Origin of the sequence: Peribacillus sp. NJ11 (genome assembly GCF_030348405.1) — a bacterium.
Classification (GTDB): domain Bacteria; phylum Bacillota; class Bacilli; order Bacillales; family DSM-1321; genus Peribacillus.
The window spans coordinates 3,432,637-3,454,562 of the sequence record NZ_JAUCFO010000001.1 but is presented as its reverse complement, the minus strand read 5'-3'; the positions used below and the strand labels follow the sequence as shown (position 1 = coordinate 3,454,562).

The window sequence follows — 21,926 nt, the reverse complement described above, 5'->3', positions numbered from 1 at the left end:
GACAAATTTGAAGAAACGCTAGTTTGCCTTAACGGGTTCTGATAACTGTCTCAAAATCTTTATTTGTTCTAAAAAATGTATGTTATGTGTAACTAATTGCACTAAAGCTCACCGTTAGTTGTATAAACATCCATTAATTTTTCGAACGATTTTCAGTAAAAAGTGTAATTGAAAAGGTAAAAATCTTCCCCTACTAAAAAAGGGAAAGATGATGAGGAATTATTTTTTTATATAATGAAGCATAGCAAGTTGACCTAATTTTTCCACTTTGGTTAATGTGTATTTTAGGGTAATATCATCTCCGATATAAAGGGAGATTCCTTTCCCCAAAATAATGGGTGCAATGGCTAGTTGGAATTCATCAATTAAATTTTCTTTAAAAAATTCACGAGCTATGTTTCCTCCACCAATTAACCATATACCTTTACCAGGCTTTTGTTTTATATTTTTAATGAAAGTTTTGACATCTTCATCAATAAATGAAGCATATTCATCTGATCCACTAACAGATTTAGAAAATACATAATTTTTATAATCACTATAAGGATAATCCATATCAAATCCACGAATGACATCATAAGTTCCTTTTCCCATAACAACAGTGTCAATTCTTTCCAGGAGTGAATTGTAGCCAGAATCTCCTTCTACTTCTGTTGATTCTAACCACTCTAATGTACCATCATCATTTGCAATATAGCCATCAATTGAAGTACCAATGTATAAAATAATGTTACGCTGTTTTTCCATCAACCAACTGATCCCCCTCGGAACATAAACTTGATATTTCTTCATATAAACCATCTTGTAATTCCATTGATACTTCCTCCAGGTAAGACACCACTCTTTACAAGGTTAATTCTTCACTAAATTTGAAAGGGGGTCGGGATGAGAACATTCCGAATCCTTTTGTCAACAAAAAGCTGACATCATTTTTGTGTCAGCTTTTTACATAGTGCTCAACCATGTTCTTTGAGCTTTTTCCCTTTCTTCAAATGAATTACGATCGTGGTGCCGAAAATCATCAAGATAAAGGCAAAAAAGATCGTAGGAGGGATTTCGATCCCTGCAACGGCGATTAGCATTTTTATAGCAATGAACCCGATAAGCACATATGCGGCAGTTTCCAATTCAGGAACCTTGTCTATCAATTTTAAAAATAAACCTGCGACTCCCCGCATCATCAAAACACCAATCATCCCGCCGGTCAGAAGGACCCAGACCTTTTCACTCACCCCGAAAGCGGCCAAGACACTATCGACGGAAAATGCTATATCCATCAATTCCACTGCCGCAACCGTTCCCCATAATGTACCAAACATACGGATTAGTAAGCTGTTTTTACTCATTCCCTGGATATCTTCATCGGTCCCCGCTTGTTTTTTCCTTTTATCCCTAAAGTATTTAAACGAGAGCCAACCAAGATAGGCTGCTCCAATCACCTTCACCCACCAAAGCTTAATGAGGAAAACACCGATTCCAATCGCTATAAACCTAAAAGCGTAAGCACCTAATAATCCATAAAAAAGTGCTTTTTTCCGTTGTTTTTCCGGAAGATGCCTGACCATTACAGCTAATACCAAAGCGTTATCCGCCGATAGTAATCCTTCCATTAATACAAGTGTTCCTATCAATCCCCAGCTCACAGGGTCGGATAAAACCTCCACCCACATATGCCAATCAAAAAATTGAGCATATGTTTGAATGATGTTATTTAACAAATCTGACATGATAAAGACTCCCCTGCTACTATTACAGCAAAATTAGAAAACCATTTAAAATAACATTCTTCCCAGTAATGATAAAAACTCTACTATGTTTTAAACACAAAATAAATACGTTGCATGACAACGTATCATTTAATGCCTATTAGAAATTTCATTTTCATCATACGCTTACACTTAATTAAAATCAACGAAACCATCCACACTATGAGAGCCTTTGTTTACTCGTCCACTCTGGCGGCGTATTTTTATCCCAATATATTTTCCCTATATCATAATGGGAGGCAAATGAATCATGGTAGGTATGATAGTGAAAATTGAACCAATATCCATCCAGTGGAGGATTTTCCTGCCTTACATGGAATCTGATGATATCCCTGCCGCTATTAGAATCATAAATATGAAAAATTTTCTCGGCCCTGCCAGCACTCGGCTGCTCAGTGATGGTTAATTGCTGTAATTTTTCATCTGGAAATTGGGCAGCCATTTCTGTAATGACTTCTTCCATTTTTGGTAATATTACCATTTTGAACTCATCGCCTATTTTAGGATTGATCTTATCGCCAAATTTCATAAATGCGTTTTCCTCTGCTTTATTGAATATGCCCGATAAAAATTCTTCCCGGTCGAATTCCTCTTCAGGTTCAGTCGGTTTCTGTGAAGAAAGATAGGCTAACCCTTCTTCATCCACCAACCCTTTTTTAGTATCCTTTAACGAATCGGCTTCAGCAAGCCACGCCAGATCTGAAGGAGTGACAAGACCAAACGTTAAAACGGATACTAAAATGACCAGACTTTTCCTGAACCAAACCGCTGCTTTCAAATCACACTCCCCCTCCTTTTTTGTATTATCATTATATTTAGTATACTTTTATTTTTTAGTAATTACGAATATATAGTTACCCATGTTTCAAAAATCAAAAAAAAGGATAAATACCTATATAAACTTTATAAACCCGAACTTTTTTTACTAAATATCAACAATTCTAAAATTAAATGAAGGATTTTGACGATATTTGGAGAACTTAATTAGATTCAAGTCTTTTTAAGGAGGGGTCTTATATGGCTTTGACTACGACTGCCATGGTGGCTTTATGTCTTGTAACATTAGCATTTTTCGTATATTTAGCATTTGCTGATTAAGAATAAATAAATACCTACGAAAAATCTCCTTGTCATTTATACACAATGACAAGGTTTTCTTTTCACACAATCACATAAAGCCTTACCTTCTGGCAGATAAAAGGACTGAATACTGGAGGAATCATTATGGAACACACCAATGAACACACTAAAGATAAAGATTACAAGAGGGAAACAGCTACAGGGAACGCCGGAATGGTCGTTACCGCTCATCCCGTAGCCACTTCCATTGGGGAAAAAATATTACGTGAAGGTGGAAATGCTGTCGATGCGGCGGTCGCCATCCAATTTGCCCTGAATATTGTAGAACCCATGATGACTGGAATCGGCGGAAGTGGTTTCCTTATGGTATATAACGCTAAAGATAAGAAAACAAAAATATTCGATGGCCATGTTAGAGCACCTAAAGCAGCGCATCGAGACATGTTTCTTGATGAAAAAGGGGAAGTCATCCCCTTTAAAGAACGCTCGATCAAAGCTACAGCGGTTGGAATTCCTGGAATACTGAAAGCTATGGATGAAGCACTCTCCGAATATGGAAGCAAGCCTTTAGCTGACCTCATCGAGCCATCCATTGAATTTGCAGAAAAAGGAGTTCCCGTCAATTGGGTCCTTTGCGATGCTCTTAAAAATTTTGAATATCGATTGGGCGAGGAAGCCCGTAAGTTCTTCATGCCAAACGGAAAACCCTATCAAGATGGCGAATTGCTGATAAAAGAAAATTTGGCGAATACCTATCGGATATTGCAACGTGAAGGCGTTTCCGCATTTTATGATGGAGAAATCGGAGAGGGCATCATTTCCTGTATACAGGAATTGGGAGGGTTCATGGAGCTTTCTGATTTACAGGATTATAAAGCAACGATTGATGAACCAATGTATGGGACTTATAAGGATTATCGAATTGCATCATCCATGGCCCCAAGTGCAGGCGGATTCACGGTCATTCAAATCCTGAAAATATTGGAGAGCTTCCAAATCGAACAATATGACGTCCGTTCTTGGGAAAAATATTACTTGATTGCAGAAGCGATGCGTCTTGCATTTACAGATAAAAAGGCATTTCTCGCTGATCCCGAATTTGCCGAATTGCCATTAGCGGGTCTACTGCATGATGAATATATAGCCAAACGCCGCTCATTCATTAATTTCAAAGCAAGGAATAATGCCATTGACTTCGGAAACCCTTGGATATATGATTCCGTGAAACAAAGAGAAGTCATTCCGCAACCTATTGACGAAGATATCAGTGAAACGACACACTTCACGGTCCGTGACAGATGGGGTAATATTGCAGCTTGCACTTCTACAGTTGAACATCCATTCGGCTCAGGCATCATGGTTTCCAACTATGGTTTCATGCTGAATAATGAACTGACTGATTTCGATTCCATTCCTGGAGGCATGAATGAAGTGCAGCCCAATAAACGCCCTGTCAGCTGTAAAAGCCCGACCATCATCTTTAAAGACGGCGAGCCGATTTTGACGCTAGGATCACCTGGAGGACCAACCATCATCAGTTCAGTCGTCCAAACGATCATCAATGTACTCGATTTAAAAATGGACTTGAAAGCAGCCATTGAAGAACCTAGAATTTTCACACCAATGGGCCCCCATATTGAATGGGAAGCAGGAATGGATATGACTAGCAAAGGTCACTTGGAAGGAATGGGCTTTGCCTTTAATGAAGTTCCCCACTCTATAGGGAATGTCCAAGCCATTCAAATTAATCCTGATGGTTCGAACTATGGTGCTGCCGATTCAAGCAGGGAAGGTTGTGCAATGGGATTAGACGAGACAGATTATAAATCCTGATCAAGAATGGAAATGAAGCCAAAATGAAATTTGGATGTTGTTCTCTTTAATACCTCAAATCCAAATTCCTCAAAGCGGGAACTGCGAAAATGGTCTTTCAACACGACTCTCTTTCGCGCAACCCGCTTGGCTTCTTTCATTATTTCCATCGATAAATCCTTATCTTCCGCAAAATGAGTCAACCCCTTGATTCCATTCGATTCCTGAATCGTTTCCTCAAACATGGGATCGAAATATACGACATCAAAATGATCATCCGGCAATGCTTTCAATATATCGTAATGATCCGCTTGAATGACCTCTATTCGTCTCATCGCTTGTATCATCTTTTCCTCTGCATTCTCCCAGGTCTTCATCCCATGTTCCACGAGCATGGCCAAATATTGATTTCCCTCCAATGCAACAACCTGTCCATGTTCACCAACTGCGAAACTTGCGACAATCGCATCAGATCCCAAGCCCAATGTACAATCAAGCACAGAATCCCCCTCATTTATATCTCCGGCAATGAGAAATGGATCACTTTCGCCACGAATTAATCGTTTTATTCTGATCATCGCAAGGTTCGGGTGAAAAAAGAATGGTTCTTTTTCTTGGTACCGATATAACTCCATCCGCTTTTTACCAAAAACGAGGCAATCATCTTCATCATGTTCCGATTGGATATCTCTCACCGATCGTTTTCTTCGGGCAATATAGGGAATATGTAATTCTTCAGCTAACCTCTCGGCTAATATCATCGTTTCTTTATCGACTCTTCCTACTGTAGTGACAAACATGAATCCTCCCCCTCCATACTCTATTAAATTTGAAAAGAATGCCCTGTTTCCAGGACATTCTACTTCATCACTTATTCACTTGACTGAATGCTGCCAATAAATTTTCCATAATGGCTTCCATTGGCTGTCCTTCTATATCATGGCGCGGAATGAAATGTAAGACCTCTTTGCCCTTTAGGAGAGCCATGGATGGTGAAGAAGGTTCTATTCCATCGAAGTATTCCCGCATTTTAGCTGTCGCTTCCTTATCTTGACCGGCGAATACAGTTACCAGATGATCAGGCTTATTGTCTGCTTGAAGTACGGCTTGAGTAGCAGCTGGACGGGCTAACCCGGCAGCACAACCACAAACTGAATTCACAACCACAAGTGTCGTACCTTCTACGGAATCCATAAAGTTTTCAACCGCTTCGGCTGATACCAACTCCTCAAAACCTGCTTGCACCAGTTCCGCACGCATTGGTTTTACCATTTGTTTCATATATTCATCATATGCCATCGACATAAAAAAACCCCCTTGGTTACAATTCTTCAATTAGTTTAATCATACTATATTCTTAAGTGCTTATGCAAAAATGACGCTTAGAGCGTTGTATATTCTTCCTTCCAACATAATGGATCATAATCAAAGAAGATTCATTTACGCTGCAAAAAGAAACATGGTGACAGAATCCATTTCATTCTGCCACCATGTTTTAGTATCTTCCTTTAATTAAACTTTCATCACTCCGCCTGAGCTGGCATTCGTCACAAGTTTGGAATAACGTGCTAAATAGCCTGTTCTAACTTTTGATTCGAAACCTTTCCAATTTGCTTTGCGCTTTTCGAATTCTTCATCGGAAATTTCCAATTGGATTTTACGATTTTCCAAATCCAACTCGATGATATCTCCATCTTCCACAAAGGCGATTGGGCCTCCCTCAGCTGCTTCGGGGGATATATGGCCAATGCTGATGCCTCGAGATGCGCCTGAAAAGCGGCCATCAGTAATCAAACCGACTTTGGCTCCAAGTCCCCTTCCGACGATTTGGGAAGTCGGTGCCAACATTTCCGGCATACCCGGCCCTCCTTTAGGTCCTTCGTAACGAATGACCACTACATTCCCTTCTTTAACTTTTCCAGTGATGATTCCGGAAAGTGCATCTTCCTGGGAATCGAAACAAATCGCAGGACCCCTGTGGTAGCCACCAACTGATTCGTCAACGGCACCCACTTTTATGATGGAGCCTTGAGGTGCAAGGTTACCGAACAATACTGCCAGCCCTCCACGCTCAGAATGCGGATTATCTAACGGATGGATAACATCCTTGTCCAAAATTTCACAACCGGCAACATTTTCGCGGAGCGTTTTACCTGAAACGGAAAGGCAGTCTCCGTTAAAGGCACCTGGTTTTTTGAGTAACTCATTAATGACTGCACTTACACCACCAGCATTATGTACATCTTCAATATGATAATCGGATGCCGGTGCAATTTTCGCTAGATGCGGTACGCGGTTAGCTATTTCATTTATGCGTTCCATTGGATATTCAAAACCTGCTTCATGTGCCAATGCAAGTGTATGCAGTACAGTGTTAGTTGAACCGCCCATCGCCATATCCAATGCAAATGCGTTATCAATTGCATCAATCGTCACGATATCACGAGGCTTGATATCCAGTTTGATTATCTCCATCAATTGTTTAGCTGATTTCTTGACGAATTCTTTACGTTCTTCTGCTACCGCCAAAATCGTTCCATTTCCCGGAAGCGCAAGTCCTAAGCCTTCTGCCAAACAGTTCATGGAGTTTGCAGTGAACATTCCTGAACAAGAACCACAAGTAGGGCATGCAACTTGCTCGATTTCCTGTAAATCTTCTGCATTGATATTACCTGCTTGATAAGCGCCCACCCCTTCAAAAACGGATGTTAATGAAAGAGACTTACCGTTTTTGTCTTTGCCTGCCTTCATCGGTCCGCCACTTACGAATATTGTAGGAATATTGACACGAAGAGCTGCCATCATCATTCCCGGCGTTATCTTGTCACAGTTTGGAATGCAAACCATACCGTCAAACCAATGTGCAGATACGACAGTTTCCACGGAATCCGCGATGATTTCACGGCTTGGCAGAGAATAGCGCATACCAATATGACCCATCGCAATTCCATCGTCTACCCCAATCGTATTAAATTCGAAAGGCACACCGCCTGCTTCCCGAATCGCTTCCTTCACTATTTTTCCGAATTCCTGAAGGTGGACATGACCTGGAACGATATCGATGTATGAATTACAAACCGCGATGAACGGTTTACCGAAATCTTCTTCTTTAACCCCTGCTGCCCGCAACAGGCTTCTATGTGGAGCTCGATCGACCCCTTTTGTAATCATGTCACTTCTCATATTTGATGTAGACATTTGTTGTACCCCCAATTTCCACTAAATGTTTAATGATTCAATATAATATAATTTTTAGTATACTCTAAAAATTCTAACATATTTACATTCAAATGCAACCATTCAACACTAAATATCTACAAAAATCATTTTACTAAAATAATAGAGAACTGATTTATATCTTAAAAAACTTCTATATATCGAAAAATTGGCCATTTTAAATGTTTTGGGATTCGACCTGAGGAGAACTCAAAAATAAAAAGGCATGCGGATTACATCATCTGCATGCCTTTTGCCTGGGTTATTCCAAATCACTTGTCATTCGTTTGCCTTGATTCTGTCATTTGCTTCCAAACCGAACCTTTCGCTTCTTCCCCATTTTCTATGCGGTCAATGGCCATCTTGACCTGAAGGGCCACTTCGAATTCAGGGTCCTGTTCCGCTTGCTTTAGATAAGGGAGGGTCGTTTCATTTCCCGCTTCGTATAAAAACATCGCCGCCCTCCACCTTACCAACTTATTTTTATCCGAAAGTGAATGTGACATTTCCCCCATCGCTTCTTCAAACCCTAGATCGGATAAACAGTCACCAGCCGTACGTCTTACGGCTGCACTTTTATCTTTCAAAGCTTTGTACAAGCTCGGAAGCACTTTTCTATCTTCGATCATACCCAAGTATACAACCGCGAGCCTTCGAATGGAGACTTTACTGTCGGAGAGTGCCATGTCCAATACTGGAATATCATCCACAGTTGGATCTTCCATTTGTTCTAAAGCCTGATATCGCTTTTCCCAACTTTCGTCATTCAGCATTTCTGCAGTCAGTTTAATTTTTGGCCGTTTCAAGAATGTTTCTTTTGTATCAACCATTTCTTTAGCAGCAGCTACTAGCCGATTAATTCGTTCTTCCGGATATGCTGCAATCAGCTCATCCGATACTTCCTTCACGATATCTTCCATATCACCATATCTTACGCCATAATCCTTCCATTTTCGAAGCAGGACTACATTATCATCTTCTTTTTGGGCAGCGGCAATGCCCTTTATGAAATATTCCGGTAAGGCAAAACGTTTCTCGTGTTGGCTATCACTTGCTTTAATTTGCATCGGAATGCCTTTGAATTGTTGAATGGCAACGGCTACTTCACCGTAATGTTCATTTAAAACCGTTTGTTGACTTTGTTCTTCGGTTTTTTCCCCGAAGACCTGACGGATTTGGACCAAGATATCTTTCCAATCATATTTCGCATTGCGCTCAACCGCTAAGAAATCCGCAACATGATATACCCCTTTCACCCCATCAATCTTAAATAAATCTTTAATCAGCTGCGGTGCCTGTTCAGCTTGATCCTTCTTATAGTTATTACTTTTACCTGCTAATAACTCTTCAGTTAAATTGATTTTCATTGTATTCGGACTTGGTGTAGGTTCTATTGATTTAATTTTCAATCCATTTCTCTCCTTTTACAAGACGTTTCCATGTACTAGATATTATCACAACGGCAACAGATTCTCATGCAATTGAGATTGGCTAAAAAAAGACCGGTCCAAGTTTACTCCCTTGGACCAGTCCCCCGCTCATTCCTCTTCCAATTTTTCCGCTAAATACGTCCATCTTTCCAAAAAATGCTCTAATTTATCCGTTAGTTCCTTTTCTTCTTCAAGCAGCAGGCGGACTCTTTCAAAATCGCTTCCCGCTGCTGACATTTCTGACGTGATGTCTTTCAGACGCAGTTCGACCCGTTCCATGTTCCCTTCAATCTCTTCCCATTCCTTACTTTCCGCATAGGTTAGTTTTTTCTTTTTCTTTTCCGTGCGGTTAATCTGAGGTTCTGGTGTTTTCACTGGTACGGCCTCTTCCGTCTTTTCTTCCAAGAACTCCGAGTAATTACCGTAATAGAAATCAATTTCACCTTTATTCTTGAAGACAAGGAGCTGATGGCACGTTTTATCCAAGAAATACCTATCATGTGATACAGTAATGACTACACCTGAAAACGTTTCTAAATAATCCTCCAGAACGGTCAAGGTTTGCGTGTCCAAATCATTCGTCGGTTCATCCAAAAGCAGGACATTAGGTGCCGACATCAATATGTTAAGGAGATACAAACGCCTTTTTTCCCCTCCAGACAGCTTGCGAATTGGCGTCCCATGCGATCCCATTGGAAACAGGAACCTTTCAAGCATCTGCGCAGCCGATATGAAACTACCATCTTTAAGGGCGATTGAATCCGCCGTTTCGCGAATATACTCTATCATGCGCAAATTCTCATCCATATCGACGCTTTCTTGCGTATAGTAGCCTATTTTCACGGTTTGCCCTATTTCCAGGTTTCCTTTATCTATAGATTCCCGTCCCGCAAGGATATTTAACAAGGTTGACTTACCACTGCCATTATTACCGACGATCCCAATTCGATCACCTGGTTTGAAGAGGAAGGAAAAATGGTTGATGATGGTTTGATCCCCGAAAGATTTAGTGACATCCTGCATCTCCAGTACCTTTTTCCCAAGACGGGCACCGCTTAATTCCATTTCCAGGTTCTCGGTTTTCTGCTTATCCTTTACACCGGATTCCAATGTTTCGAAGCGTTGGATCCTGGCCTTTTGTTTCGTTGTCCGGGCCTTTGCACCTTTTCGGATCCAGGCCAGTTCTTTTTTGAATAGACTTTCTTTTTTCGTTCTTTCGGTCGATTCGTTCTCTTCACGAATGGCCTTTGATTCTAAATAGTCAGCATAGTTCCCTTTGTATTCGAAAAGCTGCGTTTGGGCAATTTCCCAAATTTTATTGGAAACCCGATCAAGGAAATATCGATCATGGGTTACGAATAAGACGGACTTTTGATATTTCCCCAAATATTCCTCAAGCCAAGTAATGCTTTCGAAATCGAGATGGTTCGTAGGCTCATCCAAAATCAGTAAATCAGGGGTCTCAATCAAGGTTTTTGCCAGGGCCGCACGTTTTTTTTGGCCACCTGACAGTTCCCCCAATTTCCTTGAGTGATCGGGAAGGCCCAGCTTGGTCAGTATCGTTCTGGCATTGGCACTTGTATCCCAGGCGCCAAGCGTGTCCATATCCTGTTGCTGTTTTAACAAACGGTCCTGTATTGCGCTATTCTGTGGATCTACCTGGAGTTGGACGAGCGTCTTTTCATACTCCTTGATCAATGAAAATACAGGAGTTGAGCTTTCGTACATATATTCCATGATCGTCAATTTCTCATCAAAATGCGGATCTTGGGATAGATAGGAAATCGTGTAATCATTCGGATGATCCTTCGTTCCTAAATCACTGTCTTCCAATCCTGCAATGATATTCAATAATGTTGATTTACCGGTGCCGTTAATGCCAACGATCCCGATTTTTTCCCCTTCGGTAATGGATAAAGACACATCTTTAAATAGAAGTTTTTCCCCTTGGGTTTTCATTACATGTTCCATGCTAAAAACTTTCATAATCGTACATCCCATTCCTTTTTAAATTCCTCTAAAAATCTAACCATATAATCATGCCTTTCACTTGCAATCCTCTTGGCTGTGCAAGTATTGAGCATATCTTGCAAACGTAATAATTTTTCATAAAAGTGATGAACGGAAGAGCTTTTACCCGTCCTGTATTCCTTCTTTGTCATGTTTTCCCTAATGGGCAGTGAAGGATCAAACATAAGTTGTCCCTTTTTTCCTCCAAATGCAAATGTCCTGGCTATCCCAATGGCACCAATTGCATCCAAGCGGTCCGCGTCCTGAACAATTTCAGCCTCGATGGAAGGAAGCTTCAACTGCCCGGAACTATATGAAATTGTGTTGATGATTTGTTTAATGGCATCCACACTATCAATATCCAACTTCAGTTCCTGAAACCAACGATCCAGCTTTCCCCATCCCTCATCAGCTTCCTGGTTTAGTTTATCATCAGGGATATCATGAAGCAGGGCCGCCAATTCAATGATGAACTCATTCCCTTTTCCTTCTTCTTTTGCAATATGTAAAGCCAGCTTACGAACCCGATCGATATGGAACCAATCATGGCCGCTGGCATCAGAATTCAATTGGTCATATACATACTTCTCCGTTAAATCTATCATCGTTTGTTTCATTTCACCACTCCATGTCCTTTCTATTTTACCATGGTTCTCAATAATGTTGTGCTTTAATCTTCATTGAACCAACTGAGTCCAATCGTCTGTTCGCCAGTATGCACCCCTATTGCACTGCCGAGCGGAGATACATGGGTCAACACATGAGGAAATTCTTCGGAAATCATCTGTTTCCATCTATGTGCCTGCTCCGAAACAGCACCATATAATATGGTGCATTCTTTTACTTTTCCTGCTTCGACTGACCTGCGAAAATCAGTGAAGATCTGTTTTTCCGCTTTTTTAAGGTTCCGAGGTTTAGATTTGGTATGAAGCACACCATTTTCGATTGAAATGATGGGTTTAAAGCTCAATAGGCTTCCTAGAATAAACTGTGCGTTTGTTAACCTGCCGCTGCGATGCAGCTGATCTAAAGAACCTATTAATACATACGTTTCATGATTCTCCGCATATATTCTCGTTTTGGCGAAAGCCTCATTGATGGAATCGCCATTATCAATATAATTCATGAGCCGTTTCAAGATTAATAGCATCGGAAAGGAAATAAGTAAAGTATCAAACACGTCAACGGGGATCGTAACCATTTGTGCAGCTTGCCTGCTCGCGGAAACGGTACCGCTCAATTCACTTGAAAGGTGTACGGCTATGATTCGATCATAGCGTTTTTCAAGCTCCTTATATAACTCTTGGAATCTGCCGACCGAGGGCTGTGATGTAGTCGCATTCATCTTATCCTCACTCATTCTTCGGTATAATTCCTCAGGTGATAGGTCGACGCCATCTTCATATTCCTTCCCATCGATGATGACGACCATCGGAACGACGTAAACATGCTCATTCAATGCTAATTCTTCGTCTAAAGTTCCCGTACTATCCGTTACCCATGCAATTCGTTCCATGGTTTCCCCCCTCATTTGTGTGTCTTCTATTATATTCAACATCCCAACCATCTGTCCCCTTTTAAAAATGAATCCATGCAATAAATATCTTACCTAAAAAAAACGAGCCCAACAGAAACTGCAGCATCCGTTGGACTCGATATCATTCTTCATAATAATTTTTTTAAATCCTCTTCCATTTCCAGAGGTTTTGTTTTAGGTGCATACCGACTGACGATATTTCCATCACGATCAATCAAGAACTTTGTGAAATTCCATTTTATCGATTTGGACCCCATCACTCCAGGAGCATTTTCAGTCAGATAACTGAATAAGGGGTGGGCTTCCTTTCCATTGACATTCACTTTTGCAAACATCGGGAATGTTACACCATGATTCAATTTACAGTAAGAATCGATTTCCAGGTCATCACCAGGCTCCTGTTTCAAAAACTGATTACACGGAAAACCAAGCACGGCTAAACCATCCTCTTTATACTGTACATACAGGCTTTGCAAATCATCATACTGTGGTGAAAAACCGCATTTGCTTGCCGTATTCACTATAATCATCACTTTCCCTCTATATTCTTCAAGCGAGATGGTTTCGCCATTGATTTTATTAACTTCAAATTCGTAAATGGACATGTATGATCGCTCCCTTTAGTATGATGATGTCATTTTACCGTATTGAAAGGTACGTTTACCAACTTTTATCCTTTTCCGATCATCCCTGAATCTTCACCGCTTTTATGGATTGTATCAAATACTCTACCATGTCTTCCAAATCATCCATTTGCTCCTCTTTTACAAGCCTGCCAAATGAAACTTTAAATAAAGATGAATGAACGGGTTGCACCTTTTTACTGACCGTTTCGCTGGTCGTCACTGTAATTATTCTCTGATCTCCCCAAATTTTTCCCAGGTCGTTCAAGAATTGTTCAGCATTCACTTCATTAAGCTTTTGGGGAAAAGAAATGAAAATATCGACCGTGCAACCGGAATGCGTATCATCAATGGTGGAATCGAGTAACTCTGCACTTAGATTCTGGAGTGAAGCGTGTATCTCGATGGCACCGCTAATCGAAATGGGCGCCATGGGTTCTTTCAATTCCATCTCGATCTTATATGATCTGGACATGGTTGACAGATTCACCATATCATCACGGTTTATGACCAATATGTCTCCAATGAAGTCACGATCATAGACAGCTCCTTCCAGTACCACTTTCATGTTCTCAAATGCTGTAGGATCAAACAATCTCCATACACCTCTCCAACTTCATAAGTTTATGTATTCATGATCTTCCCATTTTACCATTCCCGAGCCATTTCCTTCGAGATTTACAAGAAATTATTAAAATTGCTTTTCTATTCAATAATTTTCTATATAATAAAAATATTATGATTTTTGGAGAAGGAGGCTAATCATGCCAATCAGAATTCCGGAACAACTGCCAGCTAGGGAAATTTTAGAACAGGAAAATATTTTCGTTATGGAAGAGGAAAGAGCTACCAATCAGGAAATCCGTCCATTGAATATATTAATTTTAAACCTTATGCCAGAAAAAGAGAAAACAGAGGCTCAGTTACTGCGCTTTCTTGGCAATACTCCCATTCAAGTGAACATATCATTCCTGCGCCTAAGCACACATGAATCAAAAAACACGAGTAAATTTCATTTAGACCAATTTTATAAATCATTTACTGATATTCGCACAAAGAAATATGACGGCCTGATCATTACAGGCGCCCCAGTCGAAAAACTGGAATTTTCAGACGTTAATTATTGGGAAGAACTGCAGAATATCATGAATTGGTCAACCGAAAATGTAACATCCACCCTACATATCTGTTGGGGAGCCCAAGCAGCCCTGTACCATCATTACGGAATAGGCAAACACGAACTGCCAGAGAAATGCTTCGGCATATATACTCATGAGGTACTTGAACCAAATGAAAATCTAGTCCGCGGATTCGATGATTATTTTATGGCCCCTCATTCTCGCCATACGGATATTGACTATCAAAAATTAGTTAACCATCCAGAATTGAAGGTTCTGGCACAGTCCGATCAAGCTGGGGTATTGATGGCTGCTTCTGTTGATGGAAAAAGAATTATGGTTACCGGCCATTTCGAGTATGATGCCGATACCCTCGGTGAAGAATACAAACGCGATAGGGAGCGTGGGATCAATACGCAACTCCCTGAAAATTACTTTCCTGATAACGATCCCACCAAGGTACCCCTTCACCGCTGGAAGAGCCATTGCAGCCTGATGTTCTCGAATTGGCTGAACTATTATGTCTACCAATCAACCCCATATGAGTGGGATTGAAAGGGTAAGAAAAAAGAAGCTTTCCATTTAACTAAATAGTTTTTTTGGACAGTCACTTTCGAATATCATGGAAAACAACCTGAGTTTCTGACTCAGGCTGTTTGTTTCATGATTCCTTATTACCGAAATATACTTCTTCAAAAGGTTGGACGACAACAAAACCTTTACCTTCGAATTTCATTTGAACGGATTCGCCGCTTCCCCTTCCAAAAAACGACTTTAATGAAACATCCGTTACGAATTCAGGCTGCAATTCCCCTGACCATGCAACTGTTGCATTTGGGTCCGTATAGACTGGATTCCCTGGTTCCACCATTAAAGTAAGTGGCTCATAATGGGAGGTGAATGCGACCATTCCCCTCCCCTCGAGCCTTACATTGAATAATCCCCCCGCCAATAACCCAGCAACGCGCCGCATCATTTTTATATCCCATTGAATACCCGGCTCAAAGGCAAGTAAATCATTACCGTTAACACAGATCGATTCACCATTTAACTGTAAAATGGAAATCTTCTTCCCTTGATCAGCGATGTATAGCTTGCCGCTTCCGGTCGCTTTCATCAAGGATGCACCCTCACCCGTCAAGGCTTTTTTGAAAAGTTTACCAAGACCATGCTCCAAGATGCCTTCCCGCTCGAATTTAATATGGCCGCGATAAGAAACCATCGTCCCCATTTTTGCCCATATCTGCTGTTCCAGATTAATTTCCAGAATTCGTTCCGTTTCAAGTTCAAATAAGCCTTGTCCTTTATCCTGCTGTTTCGTCTTTTCAACGAATTGATCGATTTGATACTTCTCCATCACATATCCACCTCTTTTTGAAGGAGGAACAGCCACATGAACGATACAGCTTGCTTTAATTCCTTTGAAAAATGTCCCAGTTTTGTATAGTCCACCCCTCTCTTCGCAACGCCTGTATCAGCCACCGCCTTCCATCCCGTTTCTGTTGCCATTCTTTCAAATTCCCAAGGCTGCATTGTATTCATGATGACTTTATCTCCTAACAACCGTTGAAAACTAAAGTTTTTTCGTGGTTCAGCTGTCGGACCAAGTATTCCAAAACAGACATAACCCCCAGGCTTTATTACCCGTTGGATTTCCTTCAACACCGTTAATGGTTCACCCGTATATTCCAGAGAATTAATGACCATTGCGGCATCCATTTCTTCGTCCTTGAATGGAAGATTATAAAAATCTCCTTGAAGGAAAGAAAGTTCAGGTTGTTGAGAGGTTTTACCCTTTGCAAATTCAATCATCACATTGGATAAATCAACTCCAGTTACTTCAAATCCCGCTTCGGCCAATTTTAAAGATCCAACTCCATCTCCACAGCCTATGTCAGCCACCTTCACTCCCGAAGGTACATATTCAGAAAAGAAAGGAATAATGTTTTTCCGGCTCCCCGTTTCCCACATTTCTTGCGAATTCTTCACCCACATAGGTGCAAAAATATCCCATTCCTTTTCCGACTCTTTATGCCAAGTATGTAAATTCATCAGACATTCCCCCTCTCATTTAACCCCTAATTATCTAAGTACCTGAAATATTCATGGCAATTACAATCCCTGCCCCGTTCACCAAAACAAACAGTTTTCCCGAATCAAATACTGGGGCTACATTATAGCTATTCTGCTTTCACTTTAAAAATCCTTTTTTCAAAATACTTTTGCACTTTCCCTCACTTGTAACCGTATGTGTAAAATGAAGAACGACCAGGTCAAATAAAAAAAAACTGCCAGCGGCAGCTTATTTTGAATTTTCTTCATTTCTTTTTTGTATCTTTCGTAAATCCTCGACACGGTCAGGAGATTCCTCAAAGAATTCAACCAGGTCTCCAATCCTATCGATGGCATTCCAACTAAGGTGGTGTTCAATCCCCTCAACATCATGATAAATATTTTCTTCCTTGACCCCTATCAACCTTAGCATCTGTTCTAAAAGTTCATGGCGGTATACGAGCCTTTTACCAACTTTTTTCCCATTTGCAGTTAAAACGAGACCCCGGTACTTTTCATATATCAAATATTTTTCCTGATCCAGTTTTTGAACCATTTTTGTAACAGAAGATGGGTGGACGGAAAGATTTTCGGCTATATCGGAAACTCTTGCATATCCTTTTTCTTCAATAAGTAAATAAATTTGTTCTATGTAATCCTCCATGCTCGGTGTAGGCATTCGGAATCCTCCCATTCAAACGCATATCTAAAAATTTTACTATATTAACGGCCCCGAAACAAGAAGATATCGTCTCAGGGCGCCTTTAAATGATGTTTCTTCTCAAGTTTGGTTGACGTTTTGTTCTGTCGGGAATGTAAAACTGATCTTTTTTTCAGAGTCGGACCAGGATAATATGGCATCAAAAGTCTTTTCTCCTTTTTTAAAACCACTTATCAAATCCGTTTCACCGCTCGCCAACAGCTTTTTTATATTTGCTTGACTGATTTTCTTATTTAGGATTTTTTTGGAGATAGTAAAGTTACACTTGGTTTTTTGATAACTTACACATCCATAGAATTCCCCTTTATCGACAATCTTAGAACCACATAGCTTACAGCTGCCCACAGATGCTGAGCTTCTCTTTTTAGGACCGCTCCGTTGAATCGACTCGGTGTCCAGCCCTTGAAAATCCCAGCTTTCCGATGATTCCAAGGCATCACTGATTATTTTTGCTGACATCTTCTTAACAGCTTCCATAAAGCCGCCGGCTGAAGCCTTCCCTTCACCAATTTCCCTTAAACGCTGTTCCCATTTGGCCGTCATTTCAGGTGAAGCCAAGATTTTCTCCCCGATGGCAGTAATCAGCACTTTCCCTTTATCTGTCGCAAACACCTGATTTTTTTTGACATCAATGTATTTACGATCTTTCAGCATGGTAATGATGCCAGCTCGAGTCGCTTCCGTTCCGAGACCCTCGGTTTTCATCAGCACCTTTTCTAACTCCTCATTATCCAGATGCTTTCCGGCAGTTTTCATCAAAGTGATCAGCTGACCTTCTGTATAGCGCTTAGGAGGCTGGGTTTTTCTTTCTTTCACCTTTATATTGGCGACCTTTCCAGAATCCCCTTTTGATACGGACGGTAAAATGATATCATCATCATCCTTGTCATTTTGGAAAATCACTTTGCGCCATCCCTCTTGGATCTGCTGCTTGCCTTTAGAAATGAATTCGGCACGCTTATCGACAAGCGTTTTAATGGTGGTGTAATCGAAAATGGCTTTCTCATAATGAGCCGCAATCAACCGGCGAACCACCAAGTCATATATATTCCGTTCTTCAGCGGAAAGCCGTTTTGGGTCGGTTACCTGCTCCGTCGGGATAATTGCATAGTGATCAGTCACTTTCTTTTCATTTACAAACCGTTTATTATTCATGATGTTCGGTTGTGGCAAAGGAAACAGTGATTCATATTCTGAAAACCCACTTAGTTTTTGCAATATATCGGGAAATGTTTCGGCTTCCCCCTCCGTCACATAATTGGAATCTGAACGTGGATAAGAAACGATCCCTTTTTGATATAAACTTTGTACAATATCAAGCGTCTGTTTCGGTGAATATTTATATATCTTGTTTACTGTAGCCTGCAATGACGATAGATTAAATAGCAAAGGTGGCTGAAATTCTTTTCTTTCTGTGTCCATCTCTGCAATTTCTGCTTCCTTACCCTTGCAAAAGGCGGCAATTTTTTCAGCCATTTCTTTTGTCTTTATTCTCGGATCATTGTTCTGCTGCCATTTTCCCTGATATTTCTTTCCATCCATCTTGAAGTCAGCGAACACTTCCCAGAACGGTTCAGACTTGAATTGCTCAATTTCCATCTCCCGCTTCACAATCAAAGCGAGAGTCGGTGTCTGGACCCTTCCAGCTGAAAACACATCCGAAACGCCCCTTTGTTTCAATAAAATACTATACGCTCTCGACGCGTTCATTCCCACAACCCAGTCCGCACAAGCTCTCGTATACGCTTCATAATAGAGCGGCCTGGTTTTTTCCTCGCTCTTCAGATTTTGGAATCCCTCATAAATCGCTTTTGGGGTCAAAGAGGAAATCCATAAACGTTTCATCGGCTTATTGACATTGCATAGATTGACGATATTGCGTACAATCAATTCTCCTTCACGCCCCGCATCACCTGCATGAATGATTTCATCGACATCCGGTTTCCTAAGCAATGTCTTCACAACATTGAATTGCTTTGCCTTTTGCCGGGTCACTTCATATTGAAATTTCTCCGGAATCATCGGCAACGTTTCCATCGACCATTTCTTCCATTTTGAATGATAGGTTTCAGGGGAAACGAGTTGACATAAATGCCCGACGGCCCAAGTTACATAAGCTCCATCGGGAAAAAGTTCATTCGGCATGATTTCTATATAGCCTTGCTGTTTCTTCGTTTTAAATTGAGCTGCTAGCGTTGAACCTTGATCTGGTTTCTCCGCAATGATTAGCTTCATGATCATCTTCACCTAATCCGTTACAAAATATCTTTCCCTATCATTATACCTTAATTATTACAATCGGCTAGATATGACTTCGTTTTAACGGAACTGTTCCAAGAAAGCATGAAATAATTAACTTTATTACAGTGAAGAGTGGAGATTTCAGGGAGATGACAAAATCCGTCCAAATATAGCCAGATTAATAGGTAAAAACTCCGGATTTTGGGGGAATCGGAGTATATACAAATAGTGCAATATTAAATGTGCGTTCATTACTTTTCACTGTTTAGATGAAGAAATTAGTTGGATTGCAACACAGCTAATTATTGACCCTAAAAGCTCCTTTTATAAAGGAACGTTAATTGGCAAAAGAACTAAAGAAAAGCATATTACTTTACAAAATGTATATAACTTTCTTTTATTATTAATTAATAATACAAAGATAGCCGAGTTACCTAAGTAAAAAATACTTAATATTACCCTTACATATTTTAATTGTATAAAAGAGTTGTTACCTGTTGAACGGAGTGATTATAAGCAATATCGATTAACTCATATAGTCTGTTTAAATGCTTTAGCTATAGCCGGCAATAAAATTATTCCTTCAAATTATAATTTTGTTTCTAACCAGTTAAACATTAAAGAAGTAAATAAAAGAATGAGCAGTATAAAGATATTTGATTGGTCTAGTGAAGGAACATTGAAATATCTAAAAGGTGCTAGTGGTTCTAAACTCTTAGCTGAAGACATCATTGCATCTGTAGAAAAATAATTCTTGAACTCCCCATTTTCAAAAATTAAAATGGCCGAAAAATCAAATTGATTTTCGGCCATTCTTATTCCTTATTCTTAGGAGGGAACTTTCCAGCTCAGTTCATGTATGTATTGTGCTAAAGCATCTGTTAAAAATAGAATCAACTGTAGCTTTGAAATAAAGATTGATCAAAAGGTCCTCCTGAACCCTCATATTAGCGTAAATAAATACAATCCATTTTGAAAAGAGATTGATCAAAAAGGGTTCTTTTCTAGTGATTTAGTATACAATTTTTATAAAATAGTTTGATTATTTTTTTAGTGATTATTATAGAACTAACGCACCCGAGTATGTGGGCAGCCTTGTTTTTAAGTAACTCCTGAATTTTTCTATTTCGAACAGTATGGTATATCCAATAGAATCAAAGAACAGCTAAACCTTGCGACCCATAGTATGGAAAGTTAGTCCAGGCGGCAACCTGCAATCTTACTAGACTACCATCATCTTGAATATTAAATACTGAAACTGTTCCCTGATTTCCGTTAAGGGTGTAAAAATGCCGTCCATCTCTACTCACTCTAACATCCATCGGAAGACCCGGTGCTGTACCTGGCGGTGTACTGGTAATATGCCTTACCTCTGACAGTGCTCCATTGGGATCAATTCGGTATGTCGAGATGGTGCCGCTTAAAGTGTTGGTAATGTATGCAAAACGGTTATCCCTCGTTGTTACAACCCAACAAGCAGTCTTATATCCGCTTGGTACTGAGCCGCTGATCACCTTAAGGATACCGTCATTGCTCAATGAATAAGATGACATCGCATTTGAAACAGCTTCTGTAACTAAGAGGATCCCGGACGATAGAAAATATGCGCCCAATGGCCCTTGACCATAAGAATCATTAACGATTGGCCCTGTAAGCGTACCCTTTTGATTCACATGAAATACACTAAGATGGTTTGAAGTAAGCTCGGATACAAGGATTTTGCTACCGTCAGGAGTGAAGAGAACCTGAGCTGGCTGAGCATTGGAGGTACTGAGAGAATAGGTGGATTCGGGAATAGGAGTAAGCCGTCCGTTTTCATCTATGCGAAAACCAGTGATATTGGAAGCAAAATTGTTAGCGGCATTCCCTACATTGGAAACATAGACAATATTACCAAACACATCTACGCTGTTGGGCTGAGCACCTCCTGATGGCTTCACATCCATGAAAACAAGTGCTCCGCTCTCGGTTATGATGAAACTACTTATACTATTGCTACCCGCGTTAACAGAAAGTAGGAAACGCCGATCACGAGACAAAGTAAGGGCGCCTTGTGACGCAAGAGGGTCGATGCCATCGTTTGCAGTTGCAGTGGAGACTTCCTTTGAACCAGTACCTCTACCATGAGTTGGGTAGGCACCCACAAATGTGAGCATTCCATTCATGTCCCTGTAAAAGGCAATGATTTGATTCATTACTTCATTATTGGTCATCATGTACACCATACTCACACGCTCACGAAAATAATTGTTGATGATCTGCATTTTATGACTCTCCTCCTTTTCATAATTTTATATGATTCTTTTGCCCTTTAAATTCC

Annotated in this window: 20 protein-coding genes; 2 read left to right on the top strand and 18 right to left on the bottom strand. The window is 40.4% G+C overall.

The annotated features are described in order from the left end of the window. Positions 1-219: 219 nt before the first annotated feature. The 3 genes from QUF86_RS17085 to QUF86_RS17075 all read right to left on the bottom strand — a co-directional run bounded on the left by QUF86_RS17085 (position 220) and on the right by QUF86_RS17075 (position 2,544). The gene (locus QUF86_RS17085; protein ID WP_289336248.1) at positions 220-747 is read right to left on the bottom strand and encodes a dihydrofolate reductase family protein; all 528 of its coding nucleotides are present in this window, start codon (positions 745-747) and stop codon (positions 220-222) included. Positions 748-956: 209 nt separating this feature from the next. Beyond that, positions 957-1,727 carry a TerC family protein gene (locus tag QUF86_RS17080; RefSeq protein ID WP_289334975.1) on the bottom strand — a complete coding sequence of 257 codons (771 nt, stop codon included), beginning with the start codon at positions 1,725-1,727 and terminating at the stop codon, positions 957-959. Positions 1,728-1,926: 199 nt separating this feature from the next. Then, a complete protein-coding gene (locus tag QUF86_RS17075; protein ID WP_289334974.1) occupies positions 1,927-2,544 on the bottom strand; it encodes a YpjP family protein in 618 nt (205 codons plus the stop codon). 446 nt (positions 2,545-2,990) lie between these two features. Between QUF86_RS17075 and ggt the strand changes: the two genes are divergently transcribed. Beyond that, positions 2,991-4,679, top strand: a complete 1,689-nt coding sequence (gene ggt / locus QUF86_RS17070; RefSeq protein WP_289334973.1) for a gamma-glutamyltransferase — start codon at positions 2,991-2,993, stop codon at positions 4,677-4,679. On the opposite strand, the gene QUF86_RS17065 is transcribed toward ggt, so the two are convergent. The 9 genes from QUF86_RS17065 to QUF86_RS17025 form a co-directional block, all read right to left on the bottom strand. Further along, entirely contained in the window at positions 4,667-5,458 is a 792-nt protein-coding gene (locus QUF86_RS17065; RefSeq protein ID WP_289334972.1) for a class I SAM-dependent methyltransferase, read from the bottom strand. The genes ggt and QUF86_RS17065 overlap by 13 nt on opposite strands. Before the next feature lie 67 nt (positions 5,459-5,525). Beyond that, positions 5,526-5,963, bottom strand: coding sequence for a BrxA/BrxB family bacilliredoxin (locus tag QUF86_RS17060; RefSeq protein ID WP_289316021.1), 438 nt, complete (start codon positions 5,961-5,963; stop codon positions 5,526-5,528). Between the two features lie 207 nt (positions 5,964-6,170). After that, complete coding sequence (gene ilvD / locus QUF86_RS17055; protein WP_289316020.1) at positions 6,171-7,856, bottom strand: dihydroxy-acid dehydratase; 1,686 nt, start codon at positions 7,854-7,856, stop codon at positions 6,171-6,173. A 290-nt stretch (positions 7,857-8,146) separates the two neighbouring features. Further along, complete coding sequence (locus QUF86_RS17050) at positions 8,147-9,283, bottom strand: conserved virulence factor C family protein (protein WP_289316019.1); 1,137 nt, start codon at positions 9,281-9,283, stop codon at positions 8,147-8,149. Between the two features lie 129 nt (positions 9,284-9,412). Further along, positions 9,413-11,290 carry an ABC-F family ATP-binding cassette domain-containing protein gene (locus QUF86_RS17045; protein WP_289334971.1) on the bottom strand — a complete coding sequence of 626 codons (1,878 nt, stop codon included), beginning with the start codon at positions 11,288-11,290 and terminating at the stop codon, positions 9,413-9,415. Beyond that, positions 11,287-11,931 carry an HD domain-containing protein gene (locus QUF86_RS17040; RefSeq protein ID WP_289334970.1) on the bottom strand — a complete coding sequence of 215 codons (645 nt, stop codon included), beginning with the start codon at positions 11,929-11,931 and terminating at the stop codon, positions 11,287-11,289. Before QUF86_RS17040 ends, QUF86_RS17045 begins: the two co-directional genes overlap by 4 nt. 53 nt (positions 11,932-11,984) lie before the next feature. Continuing rightward, entirely contained in the window at positions 11,985-12,830 is an 846-nt protein-coding gene (locus QUF86_RS17035; RefSeq protein WP_289334969.1) for a DegV family protein, read from the bottom strand. 149 nt (positions 12,831-12,979) lie between these two features. Further along, positions 12,980-13,456, bottom strand: coding sequence for a glutathione peroxidase (locus tag QUF86_RS17030; RefSeq protein WP_289325440.1), 477 nt, complete (start codon positions 13,454-13,456; stop codon positions 12,980-12,982). Positions 13,457-13,535: 79 nt separating this feature from the next. Then, a complete protein-coding gene (locus tag QUF86_RS17025; protein ID WP_289316014.1) occupies positions 13,536-14,069 on the bottom strand; it encodes a hypothetical protein in 534 nt (177 codons plus the stop codon). Between the two features lie 169 nt (positions 14,070-14,238). Between QUF86_RS17025 and metA the strand changes: the two genes are divergently transcribed. Then, positions 14,239-15,147 (top strand): homoserine O-acetyltransferase MetA, encoded by a 909-nt coding sequence (gene metA, locus QUF86_RS17020; protein WP_289334968.1) that lies wholly within the window; start codon positions 14,239-14,241, stop codon positions 15,145-15,147. A 106-nt stretch (positions 15,148-15,253) separates the two neighbouring features. On the opposite strand, the gene QUF86_RS17015 is transcribed toward metA, so the two are convergent. From QUF86_RS17015 to QUF86_RS16990, 6 genes are all read right to left on the bottom strand, one after another. Beyond that, positions 15,254-15,949 carry an AIM24 family protein gene (locus QUF86_RS17015; protein WP_289334967.1) on the bottom strand — a complete coding sequence of 232 codons (696 nt, stop codon included), beginning with the start codon at positions 15,947-15,949 and terminating at the stop codon, positions 15,254-15,256. Next, positions 15,949-16,644: a class I SAM-dependent methyltransferase gene (locus QUF86_RS17010; RefSeq protein ID WP_289316011.1), complete on the bottom strand. Its 696-nt coding sequence runs from the start codon at positions 16,642-16,644 to the stop codon at positions 15,949-15,951. The genes QUF86_RS17015 and QUF86_RS17010 overlap by 1 nt, the downstream gene beginning before the upstream one ends. A 250-nt stretch (positions 16,645-16,894) precedes the next feature. Continuing rightward, entirely contained in the window at positions 16,895-17,323 is a 429-nt protein-coding gene (gene mntR, locus QUF86_RS17005) for a transcriptional regulator MntR (RefSeq protein ID WP_063234342.1), read from the bottom strand. 102 nt (positions 17,324-17,425) lie between these two features. Continuing rightward, entirely contained in the window at positions 17,426-19,600 is a 2,175-nt protein-coding gene (locus QUF86_RS17000; RefSeq protein ID WP_289334966.1) for a DNA topoisomerase III, read from the bottom strand. A gap of 594 nt (positions 19,601-20,194) precedes the next feature. Beyond that, positions 20,195-20,419: a hypothetical protein gene (locus QUF86_RS16995; protein ID WP_289334965.1), complete on the bottom strand. Its 225-nt coding sequence runs from the start codon at positions 20,417-20,419 to the stop codon at positions 20,195-20,197. A 341-nt stretch (positions 20,420-20,760) separates the two neighbouring features. Beyond that, on the bottom strand, positions 20,761-21,870 hold the full coding sequence (locus tag QUF86_RS16990) for a lactonase family protein (protein WP_289334964.1): 1,110 nt from the start codon (positions 21,868-21,870) through the stop codon (positions 20,761-20,763). Between the last annotated feature and the right edge of the window lie 56 nt (positions 21,871-21,926).